The sequence below is a fragment of the Pseudomonas sp. p21 genome (assembly GCF_001642705.1).
Classification (GTDB): domain Bacteria; phylum Pseudomonadota; class Gammaproteobacteria; order Pseudomonadales; family Pseudomonadaceae; genus Aquipseudomonas.
Genome location: NZ_LWBV01000005.1, coordinates 152,998 through 174,904, shown reverse-complemented (window position 1 = coordinate 174,904; position 21,907 = coordinate 152,998). Strand labels below are relative to the sequence as shown.

The window sequence follows — 21,907 nt, the reverse complement described above, 5'->3', positions numbered from 1 at the left end:
GCCAGGAAGCCTGTTGCCCACCGGAAACCGTCACTCAACTGACACTTTGAGGCCTTAGGGTTGAGGCAGCCCTTGATGCTGCCGTGATGGCGCACCCGGACGGCTCTACCCTGCGGCCTGCCATTCATTGGTCACAAAGCTGTAACATTGCTGCTGCAAAGTGTGCCGGCCATCACACGGAGCGCTTTTCGATGATACGCCTGATGAAGTCTGCTGCACTCGCCGTTGCCGTTTCTCTTTGCGCCACCTCGGCTTCCTTTGCCGCAGAGAACGTCCGCCTGACCGGTTCCGGCGCCAGTTTCCCTGCACCGATCTACCTGACCTGGTTCAAGGCCTTCAGCAAGGAAACCGACGGTGTCACCGTTGACTACCAGTCCAAGGGGAGCGGGGCGGGTGTTCAGGACTTTCTGAATAAAACCGTCGACTTCGCCGCCAGCGACTCGGCAATGAAAGCTGAAGAAATCGCCAAGGTCGGCGAGGGCGTACAGTTGCTGCCGATGACCGCCGGTGAAATCGTCCTGGCCTACAACCTGCCGGGCAACCCAAAAGGGCTGAAGCTGCCGCGCGATGTGTACTCCAATATCTTCCTCGGCAAGATCACCCAGTGGAACGACCCGCAGATCGTCGCGGCCAACCCTGAGCTGAAACTGCCAGCAACCCCGATCACCGTGGTCGTGCGTGCCGACTCCAGCGGTACCACTGCGGTATTCACCAAGCACCTGTCGGCGATCAACGCTGACTTCAAGCAAGCGCTGGGTGAGGGCAACACCGTCAACTGGCCGGCCAGTGACAAGTTCATCAAGTCGCCGAAGAACGATGGCGTAACCGCCACCGTCCGCCAGACCCCAGGCGCCATCGGCTACATCGAATACGGCTTCGCCAAGCTGGCCAAGGTCGACTTCGCCCAGTTGCAGAACAAGGCCGGCCAATACGTCGTGCCGAACGCCGAGAGCGGTGCCGAGGCGCTGGCGGCGGTGAACATGCCGGAGAACCTGGTGGCCTGGCTGCCTGACCCGGACGGTGCCAAGTCCTACCCGATCACCTCCTACACCTGGATGATCTTCCGCAAGGACAACGGTAACCCGGCCAAGGCCAAGGCCATGCGCGAAATGGTCGAGTACAGCCTGACCGAAGGCCAGAAGATCGCTGACTCGATGGGCTACATCCCGCTGCCACCGTCGGTTGTCGATCAGGTGCGCAAAGCGTCCGCCAACATCCAGTAACACGCCCAGGCGCTCCCGGTGTGGTCTTGCGGCCATGCCGGGTGTGTTTGCCCTCTGTCCCGGAACTTGCCAATGAACACACCTTTTGCCATCCCGGCTAACCCCGACTCCGCGTGCCAGCCACCGTCTGCGAAGGACTTCCTGGTTGATCGCACCTTCCGTGCGCTTGCACGCATCGGCGTGGTGCTGGTGCTGGCGTTGGTCTTCGCGCTGGTTTACGAAGTGGGCCGCAAGGCACTGCCAGGCATCGAGAAGCACGGCTTTGACGTGCTGTTCGGCAGCGTCTGGGACGTCAACCAAGGCAAGTACGGTATTCTGCCAGCGATCTGGGGCACGCTTTACAGCGCCCTGATCGCCCTGTTGATCGCCGGTTTCTTCGGCATCAGCATGGCCATTTTCCTGACCCAGGACTTCCTCCCGGCCAGGCTGGCGTCGGTGTTCCGCACCATCGTCGAGCTGCTCGCTGCCATCCCCAGCGTCGTTTACGGCCTGTGGGGGATCTATGTGGTCATCCCGGCCATTCGCCCGCTGACTACCTGGCTGAACAGCGAGCTGGGCTGGATTCCCTTTTTCGGCACTTCCCTGAGCGGGCCCGGGCTGCTGCCGGCTGCGCTGGTGCTGGCGATCATGATTCTGCCGACCATCGCCGCCGTTTCGCAGGATGCGCTGACCAGCGTGCCGATGAAAACCAAGCAGGCCGCCTATGGCCTGGGCGCCACCCACTGGGAGGCCATCCTCAAGGTGATGGTGCCATCGGCGGCCACCGGCATCTTCGGTTCGCTGGTGCTCGGCCTGGGCCGTGCGCTGGGTGAAACCATGGCGCTGGCCATGCTGGTGGGCAATGCCAACACCATTTCCCTGTCCTTGTTCGCCCCGGCCAACACGCTGGCGGCCTTGCTGGCCCTGAACTTCCCGGAGGCCGGCCCGAACGAGGTCGAGGTGCTGATGTACGCCGCGCTGGTACTGATGTTCATCACCCTGCTGGTGAACGTGCTCGGCTCGATGATCATGCTCTACGCCCAGCGGGGTAACAAATAATGACTAACCTCACCACCCCTGCAAACGCGTTGCCCAGCCTGCAGCGCAAGCTGGAAGGCCGTTCCCTGCGCAGCCTGGTATTGACCACGCTGGCATGGTTCGCGGCACTGGTGGCCAGCGTGCCGCTGATTTCCGTGCTGTACATGCTGATCACCCGCGGCGGTGCACGCCTCAACCTGGAGGTGTTCACCGAGCTGCCACCCACCGGTTTCGAAATGGGCGGGGGCTTCGGCAACGCCATGGCCGGTACCTTCGTCATGGTCGGCATTGCTGCTGCCATCGCCGTACCGGTCGGTATCCTGGCCGCGGTGTTCCTGGCCGAACTCGGCCCGGACAGCAAGCTGGCCAACGCCGCACGCTTCGCCGCCAAGATGCTCACCGGCTTGCCGTCGATCCTGGCCGGCGTATTCGCCTACGCCCTGGTGGTGATGACCACCGGTACCTACTCCGCGCCGGCTGGCGGCGTGGCCTTGGCGGTACTGATGCTGCCCATCGTCGTGCTGACCGCTGAAGAGTCGATGAAGATGGTGCCCAAGATCATGAAGGATGCCGCCTACGGCATGGGCTGCACCCGTGCCCAGGTAATCTGGAAAATCGTCCTGCCCACCGGCCTGCCGGCCATCCTGACCGGCGTCATGCTGGCCGTGGCCCGCGCCGCCGGCGAGACCGCGCCACTGCTGTTCACCGCGCTGTTCAGCAACTACTGGATCCTGCATGACGGCGACCTGGCGGTCATGAACCCGACGGCCTCGCTTGCCGTACTGATCTACAACTTCTCCGGCATGCCATTCGACAACCAGCTCGAGCTCGCCTGGGCGGCCTCGCTGGTACTGGTGATGATCGTGCTGGTAATCAACATTTTGAGCCGAGTATTCGGCAAGCCCAAGTATTGAGAAAGGGAGCATCCGAACTTGAACGTATCCACTGCGCCAAAAGCCGCTCCCGTGGTCAGCGAAGCCCCCATCGTCATGGACTGCAAGCTGGACAAGATCTTCTACGGCAATTTCATGGCCGTTCGCGACAGCCATGTGCCGATCAGGAAAAACGAGATCACCGGTTTCATCGGGCCGTCCGGTTGCGGCAAGAGTACCGTGCTGCGTAGCCTCAACCGCATGAACGACCTGGTGAAGGGCTTCCGCTTCGAAGGCCATGTGCACTTCCTGGGCCAGGACGTCTACGGCAAGGGCGTCGACCCCGTGGTGGTGCGCCGCTACATCGGCATGGTGTTCCAGCAGCCCAACCCGTTCTCGATGAGCATCTTCGACAACGTCGCCTTTGGCCTGCGCCTGAACCGCTACAAAGGCGACATCGGCGACCGCGTCAAGCACGCGCTGCAGGGGGCCGCGCTGTGGGACGAAGTGAAGGACAAGCTCAAGGTCAGCGGCCTGGCCCTGTCCGGGGGCCAACAGCAGCGTCTGTGCATCGCCCGCGCCATCGCCACCGAGCCGGAAGTGCTGCTGCTGGACGAACCCTGCTCGGCACTCGACCCGATTGCCACCCGCCGGGTGGAGGAGCTGATGGTCGAGTTGAAGAAGGACTACACCATCGCCCTGGTGACCCACAACATGCAGCAGGCGATTCGTGTGGCCGACACCACCGCGTTCTTCTCGGTCGACATCTCCAAGGGAACCCGTACCGGTTACCTGGTCGAGATGGGCCCGACCACGCAGATTTTCCAGAACCCGCGTGAACAACTGACCGCTGACTACATCAGCGGCAAGTTCAGCTGAGGCCGCACGTGCCAAGGTGGCCGGGGGTTGCAGTCAGGAAGGCTGCAATGCCCGGCCGCGTTACCTTCCGTTGAAGTGTTACCCGGGATTTCCAATGCGAGCGACGCGTCGTCTTGATCTGTCAGCGGTAGAGCGCGCACTGCGCGAGGTGCAGGGCCGCTTTGCCGAACTCAGCCAGCACTTCACCGAACCGCGTGACCCGTTTACCGACGAGGTGCTGCTGAATGTGGTTGAAGGCTATGCCCTGATTGACGACTATGTCGCCCGGGGTGTCGACCTTTTCGACCTTCAGCAGCTGAACCTGATGCTGGAGATCAATGCCACCGTCCTGTGCGGCAGCGACCCGGCGCGCAGGTTGGAGTTTGCCCCGCACCTGGCGGCGACCGAGGCGCACTTTTTCAATAATGTGGAGGGCGGCATCAAGGACCTCTACAACTGGTATTGCTCGTATGGCAGCGACTCGATCTGGAAGCGCGCGGCGGGTGTCTACGTTCGGATTCTCAGCAAGCCGCAGCTGTTCATCGAAGGCAACAATCGCACGGGGTCGCTCATTGTCAGCTACTTGCTGATGCGCGCGGGGCTACCGCCCTTCGTGCTGTCGCTGGACAACGCCGAGGGTTACTTCAACCCGTCCTCGGTCATACGCAACTCTGCCAAGCATGGTGTCAAGGCCTTGTACGAACTACCCAAGATCAAGAAAAAGTACGCAGCCTTCCTTGAAGCTAAGGCGCCTGAGCCCGGCAAGTTCTTCCTCTGCGGCGCGTCCGTGCCTGCGCGCGAGAGGTGCCGCTGATGCCAAGGCCTTCACTGCTCCAGCGCGGGCGGCAAGCCATCGAGCGCACGTTCAACCGCCCGCAGGTACGCATTTCGTTCGATATCGACGACACGCTCGCCTGCCAGGCCGACCATGCCGCCGCCGAGGATAGCAAGCTGCCGGCGTTCGTCCACCGCTGGTTGGGTGAACCCCTGCGCAGCGGTACGCGCTCGCTGATCCGCGACCTGCGCCGTCAGGGCTGCAGCATCTGGATCTACACCTCGTCCGGGCGCACGCCGTCCTACATCCGCCGTTGGCTGATGCTCTACGGCATCCGTGTCGATGGCGTGGTCAACAGTGATCGGCACCAGCATATCCTGGCCGTGAACGGGCTTGAGAATGCGCCCTCGAAGTTGCCATCGGCCTTCGATATCGACTTGCATGTCGATGATTCCGACGGCGTGCGGCTGGAAGGCGTCGACCACGGTTTTCGCGTGGTGGTGGTGTGCCCGAAGGATGACAACTGGGCACAGAAAGTGATGGATGCGGCAGTCGATGTCCAGGCACAGCTGGCCTGGCAGCAACCGCACCGCTATCAGATGCCGGTACGGCAGCGTTCGCAAGCCCTCGCGTCCTGAGGGCTTCAAGGCACCTTTCTCGTTACGCCTCTTCGTGCCTTGTTACCCCCCCCTATATCTCCCTGCGCAGTTCCCGTTTTCAGATCCGGCTTGACGCGTGAAATTTTTCATGTATTTTTTCATGAAAAATAACTCTAAAAATTTCACGGCAGTCTCAAACGATGAAGATGCACGAAGAGGTTGAAGCCCTCGCGATCCTTATTCACGACCTGCGCAAATTCAAGAACCTGACCCTGGGCGAACTGGCCGAGCGCATCAACCGCTCGGTCGGCTTCCTGTCCCAGGTCGAACGCGGTGTTTCGCGCCCTACCGTGGCGGACCTTACCGCCATCAGTGAAGCGCTCGGCGTATCAACTGCGTACTTCTACAACCTGAGCAAGCCCCGCAGCATCAGCTGGGTCACGCGCCCTCACGAGCGCCGCACGCTGTACCTCGAGTCGGGCATCACCGATGTGCTGGCTTCGCCCAGCATCGCCGGCGCGTTCTCCATGCTCGACAGCCACCTCGAGCCAGGCGCCAGTAGTGGCGAGCTGTACCTGACTGACCGTTCCGAGCAGGGCTGCTTCGTGCTCGAAGGCGAACTCACGGTATGGCTGGACCACGGCGACGCCGTGACCCTGCAGGCCAACGACTGCTTCCAGCTGCACCCCCACGCGCAGTTCCGTTACGCCAACCTGACGGAAAAAACCACCCGCGTGCTCTGGGTTTTCAACTGAATTCGTTCACCTCACAAGGACAAGAAGATGAGTGTCATCTTTCCGGATCTGCTGACTGAAGTGCGTTCGTTCCGAGCGAAACACCCAGAAATACGCTATGTCGACCTGATTGCGCTGGATATCCCCGGGCACTTCTACGGCAAGCGCTACCCCATGGACATGCTGGAAAAAGTCGCAGCCGGCACGCCGCTTAAGTTGCCGCAGAACTGCGTGCTGCTGGGCACCCAGGGTGGCCTCTATCCAATCGGTGACTACTGCTTCGCCGACGGCGACCCGGATGCAGCCCGCCGCCTGGTGCCGGGTACCCTCAAACCAGTGCGCTGGGAAAAGGAAGTGATCGCGCAGATGCTCATTACCTCCGACGGTACCGCCAAGCCTATCGAGTTCGAGCCCCGTGAAGTGCTGGCCAGGGTGCTCCAGCGCCTGGCCAGGCGCGGCATCCGCCCGGTGGTGGCCTTCGAACTGGAGTTCTACCTGTTCGACCGCAAGCTCGATAACGGCCTGCCACAGTACCCGCGCGACACGGCGACCGACGACCAGGACGACCAGCCGAACATGCACATCGAGCGGCTGTCGCGCTTCGCACCGGTGCTGCACGAGATGGTCGATGGCGCCAACGAGCAGGGCGTCCCGGCGAACGTCATCACCGCCGAGCTGGGCCCAGGCCAGTTCGAGATCAACTTCTCCCACAGCGACGATGCCCTGAGCGCGGCGGACTGGTCGGCGCTGTTCTGCCGCAGTACCCGTGGTATCGCGATGAAGCACGGCTACCGTGCCAGCTTCATGAGCAAGCCGTACCTCGACGCGCCGGGCAGCGGCATGCATGTACACGTCAGCCTGTACGACAACGCCGGCAACAACATCCTGGCCGGCGCCGAACAGCGCAAGCTGCGCCATGCGGTGGCAGGGTGTCTGGAGCTGCTGCCCCACTGCATGCCGATCTTCGCCCCCAACCACAATGCCTACCGCCGTTACGGCGCCATGGTCAACGCGGCGAGCAAGGCCAGCTGGGGCTTCGAAGATCGTGATGCGTGTATTCGCATCCCCGAGTCCGACCCGCGCAACCTGCGCATCGAACACCGCCTCGCCGGTGCCGACGCCAACCCGTACCTGGTGCTGGCGGCCATCCTGACCGGGATGGAGCATGGCCTGGATCGTGGTGTCGAGCCCATCGCCCCGCTGAACGACAACCGCCAGAGCGGCATCGACTTCCCCAAGGATGCGCTCAGTGCCCTGGCCGCCATGCGCCACCACCCGGTGGTCAACGAGGGCCTGGGCAGTGAGTTCGTGATGGTCTATTGCGAAAACAAATACCAGGAGCAACTGGACTTCATGCGCCACATCGATGCCCGCGAATACCGCTGGTTCCTGTAGGCGCCGAGGTTCGAACAGCGACGCCTCCCTTTCTACCGTTTCAATACAACGCGCAATATGGATTTGCCGGAGGAAGATATGCCACGTGTGCCCGTTATCGGCATCACCGCATGCACCAGCATGATCGAGCTGCATGCAACCCAGACCATCAGCGAGAAGTACGCGCGCGCGGCGGCCAAGGCAGCGTGTGGGTTACCCATCGTGATTCCCAGCCTCGCAGACCTGATGGACAGCGCCGATATTCTCGACGTGGTGGATGGGCTGATCTTCACCGGTTCGCCGTCCAACATCGAACCGTTCCACTACAACGGCCCGGCCAGTGCAGCGGGTACCCACCACGACCCGCTGCGGGATGCCACCACGTTGCCGCTGATGCGTGCGGCCATCGCCGCCGGTGTGCCGGTGCTCGGCATTTGCCGTGGCTTCCAGGAAATGAACGTGGCGCTGGGCGGCACCCTGCACCAGAAGGTCCACGAGACCGGCATGTTCATGGACCACCGTGAAAGCAAGGGTGAGCCCATCGAAAAGCAATATGGCCCGCGTCACGCCTTGCATATAGAGCCCGGCGGCATGCTCGACCGCATGGGCTTGCCGGCGATCATCAACGTCAATTCCATCCACGGCCAGGGTATCGATGTACTGGCCCCTGGGCTGAGGGTGGAGGCGCTGGCACCCGATGGCCTGGTGGAAGCGATATCGGTCGAGAACAGCAAGGGTTTTGCCCTGGCCGTGCAATGGCACCCCGAGTACCAGGTCATGGATAACCCGCATTACCTGACCATCTTCCAGTCCTTTGGCAAGGCCTGCCGGCATCGCTCGGTGCTGCGCCAGATGCTGTTGAAGTCCGCCTGAACAGCGACCGTTCCCAATTACAAAAAAGTACCCGCGCAGCACGGCTGCGCAACTTGATGGAGTGAAGTCAATGAGTGAACAGCATTCGCAGACCCTTGCCTGGCAAGCGATGAGCCGCGACCATCACCTGGCGCCGTTCAGCGATGTCAGGCAACTGGCCGAGAAAGGCCCGCGCATCATCACCTCGGCCAAGGGCGTGTACCTTTGGGACAGCGAAGGCCACAAGATTCTCGATGGCATGGCAGGCCTTTGGTGTGTGGCGGTGGGCTATGGCCGCGATGAGCTGGCCGACGTCGCCAGCCAGCAGATGAGGCAGTTGCCGTACTACAACCTGTTCTTCCAGACTGCGCACCCGCCGGCGCTGGAACTGGCCAAGGCGATCGCCGATGTGGCCCCGCCAGGCATGAACCATGTGTTCTTCACCGGCTCCGGCTCCGAAGGCAACGATACCGTGCTGCGCATGGTCCGCCATTACTGGGCGCTCAAGGGCCAGAAAAACAAGAAGGTCATAATCGGCCGCATCAACGGCTACCACGGCTCCACCGTGGCCGGCGCGGGCCTGGGCGGCATGAGCGGCATGCACCAGCAGGGCGGGCTGATCCCGGATATCGTGCACATCCCGCAGCCGTACTGGTATGGCGAAGGCGGCGACATGACCGAGGCCGACTTCGGCGTGTGGGCGGCTGAACAGCTGGAGAAGAAGATCCTCGAAGTTGGCGTGGACAATGTCGCCGCCTTCATCGCCGAACCGATTCAGGGCGCTGGTGGGGTGATCATTCCGCCGCAGACCTACTGGCCGAAGGTGAAGGAGATCCTCGCCAGGTACGACATCCTGTTCGTCGCCGACGAAGTGATCTGCGGCTTCGGCCGTACCGGTGAGTGGTTCGGCAGCGACTACTACGACCTCAAGCCCGACCTGATGACCATCGCCAAGGGCCTTACCTCCGGCTACATCCCCATGGGCGGCGTGATCGTGCGTGACGAAGTGGCCAAGGTCATCAGCGAAGGCGGTGACTTCAACCACGGTTTCACCTATTCCGGCCACCCGGTGGCGGCTGCGGTGGGCCTGGAGAACCTGCGGATCTTGCGTGACGAACAGATCATCGAACAGGTACACGACAAAACCGCTCCTTACCTGCAACAACGCCTGCGCGAGCTGGCCGACCACCCACTGGTAGGCGAAGTGCGCGGCTTGGGCATGCTCGGCGCGATCGAGCTGGTGAAAGACAAGGCCACCCGCGCCCGCTACGAAGGCAAAGGTATTGGCATGATCTGTCGCCAGCACTGCTTCGACAACGGCCTGATCATGCGCGCCGTGGGCGACACCATGATCATCGCGCCGCCGCTGGTGATCAGCATCGAGGAGATTGACGAACTGGTGGAAAAAGCCCGCAAGTGCCTGGACCTGACGTACGAGGCTGTTCGGTAAGGGACGAGCCCTGGGACTGGTGCCAGTCAGTTGAATAGTTTGGGGCCGCTTTGCGACCCTTCGCGGGCACGCCCGCTCCCACAGGGTTGGCGCTAGGTTCAGGAGAGGCGCGATCCCTGTGGGAGCGGGCGTGCCCGCGAAGGGCTGCAAAGCAGCCCGAAGATCGCCATGAAGTATCTTGCTTTGTGAGATGAATCATGTACTTTTCAGGGCATCAATTTTCCCGTCCGAAAGTCGCGATTCAACCATGAAAGTGCACGAAGAGATCGAAGGCCTGGCCGTACTGATTCGCGACCTGCGCAAGTTCAAGGGCCTGACCCTGGGCGAACTGGCCCAGCGCATCGGCCGTTCGGTGGGCTTTCTGTCCCAGGTCGAACGGGGCGTGTCGCGCCCGACCGTGGCCGACCTCACGGCGATCAGCGAAGAGCTTGGCGTCTCCACGGCCTATTTCTACAAGCTGGACAAGCCCCGCGAACTCGACTGGGTCACCCGCCCTCACGAGCGTCGTACGCTTCACCTGGCCGGCGGCATCACCGATGTGCTGGCATCCCCCACGATAACGGGGGCGTTCTCCATGCTCGATAGCCACCTGGAACCGGGGGCCAGTAGTGGCGAGGAGTACCTGGACGACAGCTCGGAGCAGGGCTGCTTCGTGCTCGAAGGCGAACTGACCGTCTGGCTGGATGGCGGCGAGCCGGTAACGCTGCGCGCCAGTGACAGTTTTCAGCTGCAACCCCACGCCAGTTTTCGTTACGCCAACCTCACCGACAAGCCCACCCGCGTGCTCTGGGTGTTCAGCTGACGGGAGAACTCAAGCCATGCTGGCTCTGGAGTCACCAGGCAATCGGTGTGCCGTCCCACGCCCAGAATGTACCGCTCTGCTTTGGGCCGTGTCGGCTCACGAGCTCTAGAACGCATGACGCGGCAAATGCCGGCGAGAACAGTTTTCCCGGGGCCACATTGCCCTGAAAGGGCTGGGAAAGGCGGGTGGCGGTGGTCCCGGGATGCAGCAATAGTATCGTGGAGGCGGGGTTCAGTCGCTTGAACTCGATGCTTGCAGTGCGCATAAGCTGGTTGAGCGCGGCCTTGCTGGCGCGATAGCTGTACCACCCGCCAAGATGATTGTCGCTGATCGAGCCGACCCGCGCTGACAGTGCCACATAGGTCATCGGTTGTTGTCGCAACAAGGGCAGCAAATGCCTGAGCAGCAGGACAGGTGCGAAACAGTTGGTCGTGAAACTGCTCAGTAGCCCTGCCATATCCACCTGTGTCAGCGCTTTTTCGGCCCGTGCAGGTGCCTCTTGCAGCACGCCAAGCGTACAAAATACCAGGTTCAGCTGGTTGCAACGGGCGCCTACTTGCGTTGCCAGGGTTTGCAGTGCCGCTTCGGAACACGCGTCGCAGTCGATGCGCAGCAACTTGCGCGGATGCTCGGCGAACAAGGCATCCAGCGCGGGGCTGCTGGTGGCATGTCGCGAGACGGCAAACACCTGCGCGACGTCGTCGCGCGCCAGCAACTGCGTGCACAGTGCAAGGCCAATCCCCTGGCTGGCTCCGCAGACCAGAACATTGGCGGGCGTGTGAAGGTGATTGACAAGGCTCACTGAACTACCTCCTTTGCAAGGCCCCGCCGCCTCTCTGCCACTTCCACCGGCTTCGTCGAAACGTGGCGCCGAGAGCTGCAAGTAAAGTTGTACAAGTTGGCAAAAAGCTATACATGACTGCTAATATTGTACAGGTATTTTCAGGTGCTCGAGGTCAACATGGGGCACACCGCTCGTTGGGCCTGGCTTTGCCTGCTACTGACTGCCCTGTCGGAGGCGGCGGACTGGCGAACGGAGCTGCCAGGCGCGCAACGGCTGGGCGCCGGTGAGTTCACATGGTTTGGCCTGCGTCTTTACACCGCTCAGCTATGGGCAGCCGGTCCGGTTGAGGACTGGAACCGGCCTTTTGCCCTTGAACTGGCCTATCACCGAAGGCTGTCCAGGGATGTGCTGGTACAGGCCAGCCTCGAGGAAATGCACCGCCTGGACCCTGACAACGCGACGCCGCAGCGGCGCGCGGCGTGGGCCCAGGCCATGCAGCAAGCGTTTGTGGATGTGCGCCCTGGCATGCGCATCACTGGCGTCTACATGCCGGGGCAGGGCTGCCGCTTCTATGTCGATGGCAAACTCAGCCGGGCGATCGCCGACCCGCGCTTTGCCCGGGCGTTCTTCGCCATCTGGCTCGATCCGCGGGCCAGGGATCAACAACTGCGTCAGCGTCTGCTGGGAGAGCTGCCATGAATCTGCAAAAGCCAGGGGTAGCCTGACGATGCGCCTGGGCCTGGTACTGGGTGACCAGCTGACGTTCGACCTGGCAAGCCTGAGGGCCCTCGATCCTGCCCGCGATGTTGTGCTGATGGCAGAAGTGGAGGGAGAGGCCCGGTACGTGCCACATCATCCACTGAAGATCGTTCTGATCTTCAGCGCCATGCGGCACTTCGCCCAGGCACTGCGTGAGCGCGGTTGGCAAGTGCATTATGTGCAACTCGACGATGACGGCAACAGCGGTAGCATCGTTGGCGAGTTGCGGCGCTGGCAGCAAGCCCTGGGAGCCACGCACATTCACCTGACCGAGTGCGGTGAATGGCGCCTGGAGCAGGCGTTGCGCGATGCCGCACTGCCGCTTGTGTGGCATCGCGACACGCGATTTCTTTGTTCTCGCGAAGCCTTCGCGCGCTGGGCCCGAGAGCGCGGCCAACTGCGTATGGAGCACTTCTACCGTGGCATGCGCAAGCGTACCGGCCTGCTGCTGGAGCCCGACGGCAGCCCGGCAGGTGGAACCTGGAATCTCGATGGCGACAATCGCAAGGCCTTGCCGCGCCAGCTACGTGGCCCCTTCGCCGCGCATTTCGAGCAGGACGAGATCACGGCAGCGGTCATAGCCCTGGTACGCCAACGCTTCAGCGACCACTACGGAGCCATCGACGGTTTCGATTACCCCGTGACCCATGCCGAGGCGCTGCAGCTCTGGCAACACTTTCTGGAGTTCGGCCTGGCGGCGTTCGGTGACTACCAGGACGCAATGGCCGAGGGCGAGCCGTACCTGTTCCATGCGCGCATCAGTGCGGCGCTGAACATCGGGCTTCTGGACGTACGTTGCCTGTGCGACGAGGTCGACAAGGCCTGGCGCGACGGGCGAGTGCCGCTCAATGCGGCAGAGGGCTTCATCCGCCAGTTGATCGGCTGGCGCGAGTATGTGCGCGGCATCTATTGGCTGCGCATGCCGGAGTATGCGGCGCTCAACTACTTGGGCAACGAGCGGGCGTTGCCGGAATTCTACTGGACCGGGCGTACCCGCATGCGCTGCATGGAGCAGGCCATCGGACAGACCCTTCGCCTGGGCTACGCTCACCATATCCAGCGGCTCATGGTCACCGGCAACTTCGCCTTGCTGGCCGGTATCGAGCCAGCCGCGATCTGTGAGTGGTACCTGGCGGTCTACATGGATGCCTTCGACTGGGTCGAACTGCCCAACACGCTGGGTATGGTGATGTACGCCGACGGCGGCTACCTGGGGTCCAAGCCATACTGCGCCAGTGGTCGCTATATCCAGCGCATGTCCGACCATTGCAAGGCATGCAGTTACAGGGTTGACCAGGTGACCGAGGAGGATGGCTGCCCGTTCAATGCCTTGTATTGGCATTTTCTGATTCGCCATCGCCCCCTGCTTTCGGCTAACCCACGTCTGGCGCTGGTCTATCGAAGCCTCGATGGCATGGCGGCTGACCGTCGCGATGCCGTGTGGCAGCGTGGCCAGTCACTTTTGGCACGACTCGATGCGGGGCAGCCGATATGAAAAAGGGTCTTTTGCCCAGCAAGGTCTGCGTGGTGTGTGGGCGGCCGTTCAACTGGCGCAAGCGCTGGGCGCGTTGTTGGGCGCAGGTGCGCTACTGCTCCGAACGATGCCGCAAATCAGCACCGCACCGCGAGGCGCGCGAGCAGGGGCAGGGTAGCGGCCCATATAGGCACCAGTAAAAGGCCGGTTTGCAGCGGGCCCATGGGCAAGTCGACATTTGCCAGCCTTGCTCCGCTCAGATAGGCCAGAGGGCCGCCAACTGCACCCACCAGCGCACCGAGCCGCCAGTGCCGGTCGGCCCATGCCAGGCTGTGGCGCATGCCGCTGGCCAGCACCAGCCACAGCAGCGCAAGCCACAGCGGCAGTGGCCAGGTGTCGAAACCGAACACGCCCAGCGCGCCCAGCACGCTATCCAGCAAACATCCGACCGGCGTTACGCGCAACAGCGCCTTGACCTCTGCGTGGACGTCCGGGCACAGGCTCAAGTGCACGGCCAGGCCAGGAATCACCAGCATCGACAGGAAGGGTTTTTCGCTCCCCAGTACGCAGAGCCACCAGCCAGCCTGTAGCCACAAGGCATTGGCGACCAGCCAGCGACGGCTCATCAGGCACTGCCGGGCAAGGGCGCGCGCCGTGCCTGGGGCGCTGCCCAGAGTAGATGCGCGACACCTATGGTGCGCTCCTCGAAGCCGCCTTGGCAGTAACACAGGTAGAATTCCCACAGGCGCTGAAACATGTCGTCGTAGCCCAGCTCCGTCAATGCCGTACGTGCCTGGCGCAGGTTTTCTCGCCAATGCCGCAGGGTGCGGGCATAGTCCTGGCCGAAATCTTCCATGTGCAAGAGGTTGAGTGCGGTGTGCCGGCTGGCAGTTTCCAGCAACACGCTCAACGAAGGCAGGGCGCCACCGGGGAAGATGTAGCGCTGGATGAAATCGACCGACCGCCGCGCCTGTGCATAGCGCTGGTCGCGGATGGTGATCGCCTGCAACAGCATCAGGCCGTCGGGCTTGAGTAGCGAGGCACACTGGCGGAAGTACACCGGCAGGTAACGATGGCCCACGGCCTCGATCATCTCGATCGAGACCAGTTTGTCGAAGGTGCCTTGAAGATCGCGGTAGTCTTCGCGAAGCACTTTCACGCGCTGCTCCAGCCCCAGTGCCTGAACGCGCTGCAGGGTATGGCTGTACTGCGCCTCGGAGAGCGTCGTTGTGGTGACCCTGCAGCCATATCGGGTGGCGGCGTGGATCGCCAGGCTGCCCCACCCGCAGCCGATCTCCAGCAGGTGGTCGTCAGGGCACAGTTCCAGCTTCTGGCAGATGCGCTCCAGCTTGTGCAGCTGAGCGTGCTCCAGCGTCTGTTCAGGGTGTTCGAACTGGGCTGCCGAGTACATCATGGTGGGGTCCAGCAGCCGCTCGAACAGGGCATTGCCCAGATCGTAGTGCGCCAGGATATTGCGGCGGGCACCGCGCCTGCTGTTGCGGTTGAGTTTGTGCTGCAACCGCAGGGCAGGGCGGCCGAAGCGGGCCAGGCCACCCTCGAGTGCGTCAAGTACTTCGAGGTTTGCGACGAACAGGCGAGTCACCAGCGCCAGGTCGGGGCTTCGCCAATAGCCGTGGATGTAAGCTTCGCCAGCACCGATCGAGCCATTGCCGGCTATCAGGCTCCAGGTGATGTCATCAAGGATTTCCACCTCGGCCTGCAACGGGCTGTCGACGTCACCGAAACTCCATTGCTGCCCGTGGCTGAGCAGGCGCAGGTGGCCATGGCGCAGCCTGCCCAGCCGGGCGAGCACGGCGTTTCGTGCCAGACCACCGAACAACGGCCCGAGGCCTGCGAACTTGCTAACGCTCAGGGTGGGGTTCGACATCATCAGGGTCCTCGCAGGAATGGCCGAGCGCCAGGTCACTCTGGCTGGGCGTGTGGTCGTGGATGGGCGTGCGTTTGAACAACAGGCGCAGTGCCTGCCAGTAGATGGCCGAGACGGTGCGCAGGCTCATCCATGGGAAGGCCAGTACGTATCGGTGCACGGCGGCCTTATCCAGCGGCTGGCGCTGCAGGGCCAGGTCGGCCTCGAACACCTTGCGATCGGCTTGCCAGTTCTCCATGTGGATGCGTACATGTTCAGCGTCCAGGGCGAAGCGCAAGCGATAGTCCATGTGCAGTGGCATGAATGGCGACACATGGAAGGCCTTGGCGACGGCGAAGGGCCTGGCAAGGTTTCCTTGCACCGGCAGCACGTAATGAAAGCGCTCGCGCCATGGCGTGTTTCGCACCTCCAGCAGGATCGCCGTCAGTCGCCCATCGCGGTCATGGCAGAAATAGAAGCTCACCGGGTTGAACGACAGCCCCCAGCAACGCAATTGCGTGAGCAGGTGCACCGGCCCCTCGGGCATATCTCCCGTCGCGTTCTGCACCAGCAAGCGTGCAGCCTGGGCCAGCGTCTCGCCCTGGCGGGTCCGAGCTGGCAGGTAATCTGCCTGGTGCCAGCTCAGCGGCCCCAGGCGCCAGCGCCACAGCCAGCGAGACAGGCCTGCCAGCCAGGCTTGCTCGTCCAGGTCCAGGTAGAACATGCCGATCCTGTAGCGGAACGCGTGGGGCCGCGGCGCCAGGCGTCGGTGGCTGACCCAGCCCACGCAAAGGCTGCTGTTCACAGGTGCTCTCCGAAATGCGCGGCCACCTTTAGTGCACTGACCACGCCATCCTCGTGAAAGCCATTGCCCCAGTAGGCGCCGCAGAAGTAGCTGTGGCGATGGCCTTGCAGCTGCGCCTGGCGCAGCTGCGCGGTGGATGCCGCAAGGCTGTACTGCGGATGGTCGTACCGGAAGCGGGCGATGACCTGTGCCGGATCCACCAGTGCGGTTTGGTTAAGGCTCACGCAGAAAGTCGTCGGCGCCTGGATACCTTGCAGAATGTTCATGTTGTAGGTCACCGCGGCAGGGGCCTGTTGTGGCCCGCCGAGACGGTAGTTCCAGCTGGCCCAGGCGCGCTTGCGGCGGGGTAGCAGACGAGTATCGGTGTGCAGCACGACATCGTTGCTGGCATAGCCGATGGCGCCGAGCACTTCCCGTTCCTGCACGCTCGGCGCTTCCAGCAGCGCCAAGGCCTGGTCGCTGTGGCAGGCGAACACCACATTATCGAAACGTTCGGTACCGGCACTGCTCATCAGGGTGACGCCACCTTCGTCGCGGCTGACCCGGTAAACCTTGCAGTCGAGGCGGATACGATCGGCAAACGGTCGGCACAGCGGGCCGACATAGCTGCGCGAGCCCCCTTCGATCACGCGCCACTGTGGACGTTGATTTACCGACAACAAGCCGTGGTTGCGACAGAACCGCACAAAGAACGCGAGTGGGAAGCCGAGCATGTCCGCGCGGGACATCGACCAGATCGCCGACCCCATCGGTACGATGTAATGATCGATGAAGCGCTGTCCATAACGCTGCGCCTGGAGGTAGGCGCCGAGGGTAGCGTTGGCATCGATACGCTGGTTATCCAGGTCGGCGAGGGCCTGGCGATTGAAACGCAGAATATCCCGTAGCATCCCCCAGAACCCCGGTGACATCAGGTTGCGGCGTTGGGCAAACAGGGTATTCAGGTCGTGCCCGTTGTATTCCAGGCCGGTGACCGGGTCATGCACGGAGAAGCTCATTTCGGTCGGCCGTGAGGCGACCTTCAGGTGGTCGAGCAAGCGGATGAAGTTCGGATAGGTCCAGTCATTGAAGACGATGAAGCCGGTATCTATTGCATGGCGTTCACCCTGCCAGATCACATCGAGGGTATGCGTGTGGCCCCCGATCCATCGCTCGGCTTCGAAAACCGTGACCTCATGCTTGCGTGACAGCAGATGAGCGCAGGATAGCCCTGCGATGCCGCTGCCGATGATTGCTATACGCATGGGGCATCATTCCTGTTCGTGACGGGCAAGGCGTTGCCCTAGCGCCAGGCGCAGGCGTGCGGGCAGTGCGCCAAGCAGGCGCAATACCAGGGTGAAAAACCGGGGAAAGTTGATTTCCAGCGGGCGTTCAGGCAGGCGTTTGGCAATGTGGCTGGCTGCGCGCTGCGCCGACCATAGCTGGGGCATCGGGAAATCGTTGCGACGAGTCAATGGTGTATCCACAAAGCCGGGGCTGACGAGGGTAACGGCGATGCCTTCGCGGGCCAGGTCGATGCGCTGCGATTCCACCAGATAACGCACGGCTGCCTTGGACGCGCCATAGGCGCCGGCGCGGGGCAGGGCCAGCCAGGTCACCGAACTGCCCATCACCACCAGGTGAGGCTGCTGGCCGACGCGAAGCAAGGGCAAGGCTGCTGCCAGGCAGTAGCTGACAGCCAGGAAATTGGTACGGACCACGCGCTCGACCAGGGCAGGGTCGAAATGGCCCGGTTCCAGGTACTCGCAGGTGCCTGCATTGAGGATTACCTGGTCGAGCCCGCCCCAGGCCTGCTCGATACGGGTTGCGATCCCTGCTACCTGTACAGGGTCGTCAAGGTCGCCAATGGCCAGCAGCACCTGCCCGGGAAAGTGTTCGGCCAACGGTGCCAGACGATCGGCATGGCGTGCGCCCAAGGCAACCTGGTGGCCTTGCTCCAGCAGGCATCGTGCAAGTGCGGCACCAATACCGCTGCTTGCGCCTGTCAGCCAGCAGCGGCTCATGCGATCCGGCCTTTGAGCCATCGAATCGCACTGCCCATGACCGGAACATGTTCGTAGAGCAAGGCTGCAGCGTCGAAATAGTCCTGGTGAAAATGGACCCGGTCATGCCATTGCAGGTAACTGCATCCCTGCAAGGTGATCTGCTGACCACGGGACAGGCGTGGATGGCGGAACTGCAGGGTCCAACGCAGATAACCTTTCCCAGGCATCACCTCGTCGATGCTGGAGAAGTCATAGCGAATATCGTGAGCGTTGGCGTACTGCTGCGCCAGGTATGCCTGCAGAGCCCGAAGCCCTTGGATCTGATGCAAGGGATCGCGAAAGGTGACATCGTCGCTGTACAGCTTTTCAAGGGTGTCGAGGTTGCCCCCGTCGAGTCTGGTGAAGTGCTCGGCGAATTGCTGCAGATACGCTGACATGCTGGGCTCCAGGAAATCCTGTACAAGAGTGGCTTGCTGTACAGGTATATCCGAAGTCTAAGCCTAAATCTATACAAGTCAACGATATTGTACAGGTTTTGCTCAGCGCTCCGACTGGCCCAGTTGCCGACGCAATTCGGCTACCTCGGCCTCCAGCTCGCGTAGCTTTTCCTCGGCGAAAACCTGCGCTGTGACGTCGCGCTGGATGCCGATGTAGTACGTCAACTGGTCTGCCTCGTTGTGCACGGGCGTGATGGACAACTCGTTCCAGAACAGGCTCCCGTCCTTGCGGTAATTGCGCAGCACCTGGCAGCAGGGGAGGCCTCCACGGATTGCCTCGCGGATGTTGGCGAGGCCCGCCTGGTCATGATCTTCGCCCTGGAGAAAACGGCAGTCCTGATAGAGAATTTCCTCGGCGCGATAACCGGTCAGGCGTTCGAAGGCGGGGTTGACGTAGATAAGGATACTGTCGTCGCCTTCTTGTTCGGCGACGACGATGCCATCGTTGGAGTGCTCGACCATCAGTTGCAGGAGTTTCGCGTTGATCATGGGGCCCACCTACAGGCATTTCGTATGCGAAGTGCGCAGCGTGGCCTGCGTGCAGAAGGCCTCGGCGCCGTTTGTTGCATGATGAACCAACGAGGCTCGCCGCAGAAGGTGCATATGGGTTTAGAATGTGCCACCCCCCAGATAAACCCACATCATGACTGACGCCACCCCAGCCGATTTGCTACCCATGCGCGATGTGGTCAGCCTGACCGGCATCAACCCGGTGACCTTGCGGGCCTGGGAGCGGCGCCATGGGTTGATAAGCCCGCAGCGCACCGAGGGCGGCCATCGCCTGTACACGGCCCGGGATGTTCAGCGCATACGCGACATCTTGCACTGGACCGGCAATGGCGTGCCCATCAGCAAGGTAGGCGACATTCTGGCAGGTCAGTCAGATGCGCCGGTGCAGCAGCACTCGGTCTTCGACGACTGGCGCGCCGCCGTGGCGCGCGCAACCAAGGCATTCGATACGCAAGCGCTGGAAAGTATTCATGGGCAGTTATTCACCATCCTGCCCAAGGCCACCATACTGCGTGAGGTACTGATGCCGGTCTGGCATGGCCTGGCTTCAGGCATTGCGCCGGGCCAGCGTAGCCAATGGCTGTTTCTGGACATGTTCCTGCGCGCCCGCCTGCTGATGCGTCTGCAGATGAACCAGGCCGATGCGCCGCGCGTACTGCTGGCGAGCACCGAGGGGCAAGCCGAACTGCAGGTATTGTGCGCCGGGCTGTTGTTGAGCAGCGAGCAGCAACGCATCGAAGTACTCGGTTGCGGGCAGCCGTTGGAAGAAATCCCCATGCTGTGTGCGGCGATGCAGCCTGCGGCACTGGTGATCAAGGTTCAGGTGCCGGTGGACCCTGCCTTGGCCAAGCGCCTGCGTTCGCTGCAAATGCAGATCGCTTGTCCGCTGGCCCTGATTGGCGAAGGGCTGGCCGATTCGCCACCAGCCTGGCAAGGCCTGCCGTTGTGTCTGCTGGACGAGCAACGCGCTGACGCCGCAAGCATGCTCAACGCCTTGCTCAATGGTGCCCTGGATCTCTGACCGCTGCCGCTTGCCGGGATAACCTCGACCAGCTCCTCTGGCCCGCCCCCGATCACGATGTGCATTGTCACGGCCCGAACCGGGGGCCGCAGTAGTCTGCCGTATTGATCCCTGCCTGCTCCTGTGGGTTACGCCAGAAGTCTTGCCCCTGGGCGTAACCCGGTCCAGGGCCGGAATCATCGCGCCCCCCGCGCTGGCCCAAAGCGCCTGCCAGCCCCCTCCAAGGCAGCGTTTCTGGCTGTTTGCCAGCTTCTGATAATCGCCTCCGACATCCCGTCCCCGTTTCGGAGCGCGCCATGTACAACAATAAGAATCTGTCCCCACGTTTGCTGGCGGTTGTTACCGTCAGCCTGTCGACCCTTTGCCTGAGCAGCTTCGCCCAGGCCGAGATCATGCTGTACGACAAGGACCAGACGACGTTTTCCACCGACGGCTATATCAACGCCTTTTACGTCAACAGCGATGTCGATCGGCAGGGCGAGCAATTCGATCGTCGCCAGTCACGGGTGAAGATGGGCTTTTTGCCTAACTACCTGGGCTTCAACATGGGCAAGCAGGTGGATGACCTGAAGCTCGGGGCGCGTGCCTCGTTCTGGGTTACCATCAACGACAGCGAAACCAACGGCACTGACACCGCCATCGACGTGCGCCAGTTCTACGGTACCGTGGCCAACCCGGAGTGGGGTGAGGTGCTGATTGGCAAGGACTTCGGGCTGTTCGCCCGTTCCAATATCCTGCTCGACGAACTGCTGGCCGGTTATGGCCAGGTCAGTGACACGCTGGGGCTGGTGGACGGCGGCGGAGTGTCGTTCGGCAACATCGGCAGTGGCTACCCGTACCCGTTTCCCACGTCGCAGATCACTTACCGCACGCCAGTGATGGACGGCCTGCGGGTGGCGGTGGGCATCATGGACCCGGTAGACACCAACGACAGCAGCCCGACTGGCAAGGCCTACCAGGAAAACCCGCGTACCGAGAGCGAGATCACCTACCAGTTCGACCTGGCTGGGGCGCAGATTTACAGCTGGGTCAACGGCAGCTACCAGACCTCCGACAACACCGACCCGGCGGTGCAGTCGGTCACCTCCAAAGGGGTCGGCTACGGTGTGCAGGCGAAGATGGGAGGACTGTCGCTGACCGGCTCGGGGTTCCAGGCCAAGGGCATCAACCCGTTCTTCACCAACAACGCTGGCGAACCGACCCTGCGCAATGTCGACAGCGATGGCTACCTGCTGCAGGGCTCCTACAAGGTTGGCAAGAACCGCGTGGCGCTGTCCTATGGCAAGACCAAGGACGATGGCAATGGCGCGGTGGGCAGCGGTGCGGATTACCAGACTCGTGGCGTGGCGCTGTTCCATGACGTCAACGACAACCTCAAGCTGGTTGCCGAGTACAACCAGTTCTCGATCGATGGGCATGAAACCAGTGACCAGAACGAAGACACCGATACCTTTGCGGTGGGGGCGGTGTTGACCTGGTAGGCCCTCGGCTTCGACTCAAGATTGCCGGGGCCGCTGCGCGGCCCTTTCGCGACGCAAGGCCGCTCCCACAATTTACGAGGCCTGTGCGGACATTGTGGTAGCGGCCTTGCGTCGCGAAAGGGCTGCACAGCAGCCCCGGCAATCTTCGGTGAAAGCAATTACAACCAT

The 21,907-nt window shown here is 62.3% G+C and carries 24 protein-coding genes; 16 read left to right on the top strand and 8 right to left on the bottom strand.

From position 1 onward, the window contains the following. Positions 1-191 precede the first annotated feature (191 nt). The 11 genes from pstS (at position 192) to A4C63_RS16335 (ending at position 10,556) form a co-directional block, all read left to right on the top strand. The gene (gene pstS, locus A4C63_RS16385; protein ID WP_063913586.1) at positions 192-1,223 is read left to right on the top strand and encodes a phosphate ABC transporter substrate-binding protein PstS; all 1,032 of its coding nucleotides are present in this window, start codon (positions 192-194) and stop codon (positions 1,221-1,223) included. A gap of 72 nt (positions 1,224-1,295) precedes the next feature. After that, positions 1,296-2,261: a phosphate ABC transporter permease subunit PstC gene (gene pstC / locus A4C63_RS16380; protein ID WP_063913585.1), complete on the top strand. Its 966-nt coding sequence runs from the start codon at positions 1,296-1,298 to the stop codon at positions 2,259-2,261. Next, positions 2,261-3,154 (top strand): phosphate ABC transporter permease PstA, encoded by an 894-nt coding sequence (pstA, locus tag A4C63_RS16375; protein WP_024086822.1) that lies wholly within the window; start codon positions 2,261-2,263, stop codon positions 3,152-3,154. Before pstC ends, pstA begins: the two co-directional genes overlap by 1 nt. 75 nt (positions 3,155-3,229) lie before the next feature. Then, entirely contained in the window at positions 3,230-3,991 is a 762-nt protein-coding gene (gene pstB / locus A4C63_RS16370; protein WP_031324478.1) for a phosphate ABC transporter ATP-binding protein PstB, read from the top strand. Positions 3,992-4,085: 94 nt separating this feature from the next. Next, positions 4,086-4,784 (top strand): hypothetical protein, encoded by a 699-nt coding sequence (locus A4C63_RS16365; RefSeq protein ID WP_063913584.1) that lies wholly within the window; start codon positions 4,086-4,088, stop codon positions 4,782-4,784. Further along, the gene (locus A4C63_RS16360; RefSeq protein ID WP_063913583.1) at positions 4,784-5,383 is read left to right on the top strand and encodes a hypothetical protein; all 600 of its coding nucleotides are present in this window, start codon (positions 4,784-4,786) and stop codon (positions 5,381-5,383) included. The genes A4C63_RS16365 and A4C63_RS16360 overlap by 1 nt, the downstream gene beginning before the upstream one ends. Before the next feature lie 161 nt (positions 5,384-5,544). Further along, positions 5,545-6,099, top strand: a complete 555-nt coding sequence (locus A4C63_RS16355) for a helix-turn-helix domain-containing protein (protein WP_063913582.1) — start codon at positions 5,545-5,547, stop codon at positions 6,097-6,099. 27 nt (positions 6,100-6,126) lie between these two features. Further along, the gene (locus A4C63_RS16350; protein WP_063913581.1) at positions 6,127-7,473 is read left to right on the top strand and encodes a glutamine synthetase family protein; all 1,347 of its coding nucleotides are present in this window, start codon (positions 6,127-6,129) and stop codon (positions 7,471-7,473) included. A gap of 78 nt (positions 7,474-7,551) precedes the next feature. Next, positions 7,552-8,325, top strand: a complete 774-nt coding sequence (locus A4C63_RS16345; protein ID WP_063913580.1) for a gamma-glutamyl-gamma-aminobutyrate hydrolase family protein — start codon at positions 7,552-7,554, stop codon at positions 8,323-8,325. 70 nt (positions 8,326-8,395) lie between these two features. Beyond that, positions 8,396-9,754 (top strand): aspartate aminotransferase family protein, encoded by a 1,359-nt coding sequence (locus A4C63_RS16340; RefSeq protein ID WP_063913579.1) that lies wholly within the window; start codon positions 8,396-8,398, stop codon positions 9,752-9,754. A 247-nt stretch (positions 9,755-10,001) separates the two neighbouring features. After that, positions 10,002-10,556, top strand: a complete 555-nt coding sequence (locus tag A4C63_RS16335; RefSeq protein ID WP_063913578.1) for a helix-turn-helix domain-containing protein — start codon at positions 10,002-10,004, stop codon at positions 10,554-10,556. 31 nt (positions 10,557-10,587) lie between these two features. Here A4C63_RS16335 and A4C63_RS16330 read toward each other — a convergent pair whose 3' ends face one another. Beyond that, positions 10,588-11,358 (bottom strand): SDR family NAD(P)-dependent oxidoreductase, encoded by a 771-nt coding sequence (locus tag A4C63_RS16330; protein WP_063913577.1) that lies wholly within the window; start codon positions 11,356-11,358, stop codon positions 10,588-10,590. 159 nt (positions 11,359-11,517) lie between these two features. Here A4C63_RS16330 and A4C63_RS16325 point away from each other — a divergent pair, with 159 nt between their 5' ends. The 3 genes from A4C63_RS16325 to A4C63_RS25800 are packed head-to-tail and all read left to right on the top strand — an operon-like array spanning position 11,518 to position 13,773. Further along, complete coding sequence (locus A4C63_RS16325; RefSeq protein WP_063913780.1) at positions 11,518-12,039, top strand: chalcone isomerase family protein; 522 nt, start codon at positions 11,518-11,520, stop codon at positions 12,037-12,039. 28 nt (positions 12,040-12,067) lie between these two features. Then, positions 12,068-13,594, top strand: a complete 1,527-nt coding sequence (locus A4C63_RS16320) for a cryptochrome/photolyase family protein (RefSeq protein WP_063913576.1) — start codon at positions 12,068-12,070, stop codon at positions 13,592-13,594. Continuing rightward, on the top strand, positions 13,591-13,773 hold the full coding sequence (locus A4C63_RS25800; RefSeq protein ID WP_082888348.1) for a DUF2256 domain-containing protein: 183 nt from the start codon (positions 13,591-13,593) through the stop codon (positions 13,771-13,773). The genes A4C63_RS16320 and A4C63_RS25800 overlap by 4 nt, the downstream gene beginning before the upstream one ends. On the opposite strand, the gene A4C63_RS16315 is transcribed toward A4C63_RS25800, so the two are convergent. The 7 genes from A4C63_RS16315 to A4C63_RS16285 form a co-directional block, all read right to left on the bottom strand. Next, positions 13,711-14,199 (bottom strand): DUF2878 domain-containing protein, encoded by a 489-nt coding sequence (locus A4C63_RS16315; RefSeq protein WP_063913575.1) that lies wholly within the window; start codon positions 14,197-14,199, stop codon positions 13,711-13,713. The two genes, A4C63_RS25800 and A4C63_RS16315, sit on opposite strands and share 63 nt — an antisense overlap. Continuing rightward, positions 14,199-15,461, bottom strand: coding sequence for a cyclopropane-fatty-acyl-phospholipid synthase family protein (locus A4C63_RS16310; RefSeq protein ID WP_063913574.1), 1,263 nt, complete (start codon positions 15,459-15,461; stop codon positions 14,199-14,201). Before A4C63_RS16310 ends, A4C63_RS16315 begins: the two co-directional genes overlap by 1 nt. Then, a complete protein-coding gene (locus tag A4C63_RS16305; protein ID WP_063913573.1) occupies positions 15,436-16,245 on the bottom strand; it encodes a DUF1365 domain-containing protein in 810 nt (269 codons plus the stop codon). Before A4C63_RS16305 ends, A4C63_RS16310 begins: the two co-directional genes overlap by 26 nt. Beyond that, positions 16,242-17,489, bottom strand: coding sequence for an NAD(P)/FAD-dependent oxidoreductase (locus tag A4C63_RS16300; RefSeq protein WP_063913572.1), 1,248 nt, complete (start codon positions 17,487-17,489; stop codon positions 16,242-16,244). The genes A4C63_RS16305 and A4C63_RS16300 overlap by 4 nt, the downstream gene beginning before the upstream one ends. A gap of 6 nt (positions 17,490-17,495) precedes the next feature. Next, positions 17,496-18,248 (bottom strand): SDR family oxidoreductase, encoded by a 753-nt coding sequence (locus A4C63_RS16295; protein WP_063913571.1) that lies wholly within the window; start codon positions 18,246-18,248, stop codon positions 17,496-17,498. Then, positions 18,245-18,667 (bottom strand): nuclear transport factor 2 family protein, encoded by a 423-nt coding sequence (locus tag A4C63_RS16290; RefSeq protein WP_063913570.1) that lies wholly within the window; start codon positions 18,665-18,667, stop codon positions 18,245-18,247. Before A4C63_RS16290 ends, A4C63_RS16295 begins: the two co-directional genes overlap by 4 nt. A 102-nt stretch (positions 18,668-18,769) precedes the next feature. Next, positions 18,770-19,216 (bottom strand): PAS domain S-box protein, encoded by a 447-nt coding sequence (locus A4C63_RS16285; protein WP_063913569.1) that lies wholly within the window; start codon positions 19,214-19,216, stop codon positions 18,770-18,772. A 154-nt stretch (positions 19,217-19,370) separates the two neighbouring features. Here A4C63_RS16285 and A4C63_RS16280 point away from each other — a divergent pair, with 154 nt between their 5' ends. Both A4C63_RS16280 and A4C63_RS16275 read left to right on the top strand, forming a co-directional pair. Further along, positions 19,371-20,258 (top strand): MerR family transcriptional regulator, encoded by an 888-nt coding sequence (locus A4C63_RS16280; RefSeq protein ID WP_063913568.1) that lies wholly within the window; start codon positions 19,371-19,373, stop codon positions 20,256-20,258. Positions 20,259-20,554: 296 nt separating this feature from the next. After that, positions 20,555-21,739 carry a porin gene (locus tag A4C63_RS16275; RefSeq protein ID WP_063913567.1) on the top strand — a complete coding sequence of 395 codons (1,185 nt, stop codon included), beginning with the start codon at positions 20,555-20,557 and terminating at the stop codon, positions 21,737-21,739. Positions 21,740-21,907: the final 168 nt, after the last annotated feature.

Coding starts and splice junctions, on each gene's coding strand:
- pstS (WP_063913586.1), top strand. CDS start 192: ATGATACGCCTGATGAAGTCTGCTGCACTCGCCGTTGCCGTTTCTCTT.
- pstC (WP_063913585.1), top strand. CDS start 1,296: ATGAACACACCTTTTGCCATCCCGGCTAACCCCGACTCCGCGTGCCAG.
- pstA (WP_024086822.1), top strand. CDS start 2,261: ATGACTAACCTCACCACCCCTGCAAACGCGTTGCCCAGCCTGCAGCGC.
- pstB (WP_031324478.1), top strand. CDS start 3,230: ATGGACTGCAAGCTGGACAAGATCTTCTACGGCAATTTCATGGCCGTT.
- A4C63_RS16365 (WP_063913584.1), top strand. CDS start 4,086: ATGCGAGCGACGCGTCGTCTTGATCTGTCAGCGGTAGAGCGCGCACTG.
- A4C63_RS16360 (WP_063913583.1), top strand. CDS start 4,784: ATGCCAAGGCCTTCACTGCTCCAGCGCGGGCGGCAAGCCATCGAGCGC.
- A4C63_RS16355 (WP_063913582.1), top strand. CDS start 5,545: ATGAAGATGCACGAAGAGGTTGAAGCCCTCGCGATCCTTATTCACGAC.
- A4C63_RS16350 (WP_063913581.1), top strand. CDS start 6,127: ATGAGTGTCATCTTTCCGGATCTGCTGACTGAAGTGCGTTCGTTCCGA.
- A4C63_RS16345 (WP_063913580.1), top strand. CDS start 7,552: ATGCCACGTGTGCCCGTTATCGGCATCACCGCATGCACCAGCATGATC.
- A4C63_RS16340 (WP_063913579.1), top strand. CDS start 8,396: ATGAGTGAACAGCATTCGCAGACCCTTGCCTGGCAAGCGATGAGCCGC.
- A4C63_RS16335 (WP_063913578.1), top strand. CDS start 10,002: ATGAAAGTGCACGAAGAGATCGAAGGCCTGGCCGTACTGATTCGCGAC.
- A4C63_RS16325 (WP_063913780.1), top strand. CDS start 11,518: ATGGGGCACACCGCTCGTTGGGCCTGGCTTTGCCTGCTACTGACTGCC.
- A4C63_RS16320 (WP_063913576.1), top strand. CDS start 12,068: ATGCGCCTGGGCCTGGTACTGGGTGACCAGCTGACGTTCGACCTGGCA.
- A4C63_RS25800 (WP_082888348.1), top strand. CDS start 13,591: ATGAAAAAGGGTCTTTTGCCCAGCAAGGTCTGCGTGGTGTGTGGGCGG.
- A4C63_RS16315 (WP_063913575.1), bottom strand. CDS start 14,199: ATGAGCCGTCGCTGGCTGGTCGCCAATGCCTTGTGGCTACAGGCTGGC.
- A4C63_RS16310 (WP_063913574.1), bottom strand. CDS start 15,461: ATGTCGAACCCCACCCTGAGCGTTAGCAAGTTCGCAGGCCTCGGGCCG.
- A4C63_RS16300 (WP_063913572.1), bottom strand. CDS start 17,489: ATGCGTATAGCAATCATCGGCAGCGGCATCGCAGGGCTATCCTGCGCT.
- A4C63_RS16295 (WP_063913571.1), bottom strand. CDS start 18,248: ATGAGCCGCTGCTGGCTGACAGGCGCAAGCAGCGGTATTGGTGCCGCA.
- A4C63_RS16290 (WP_063913570.1), bottom strand. CDS start 18,667: ATGTCAGCGTATCTGCAGCAATTCGCCGAGCACTTCACCAGACTCGAC.
- A4C63_RS16285 (WP_063913569.1), bottom strand. CDS start 19,216: ATGATCAACGCGAAACTCCTGCAACTGATGGTCGAGCACTCCAACGAT.
- A4C63_RS16280 (WP_063913568.1), top strand. CDS start 19,371: ATGACTGACGCCACCCCAGCCGATTTGCTACCCATGCGCGATGTGGTC.
- A4C63_RS16275 (WP_063913567.1), top strand. CDS start 20,555: ATGTACAACAATAAGAATCTGTCCCCACGTTTGCTGGCGGTTGTTACC.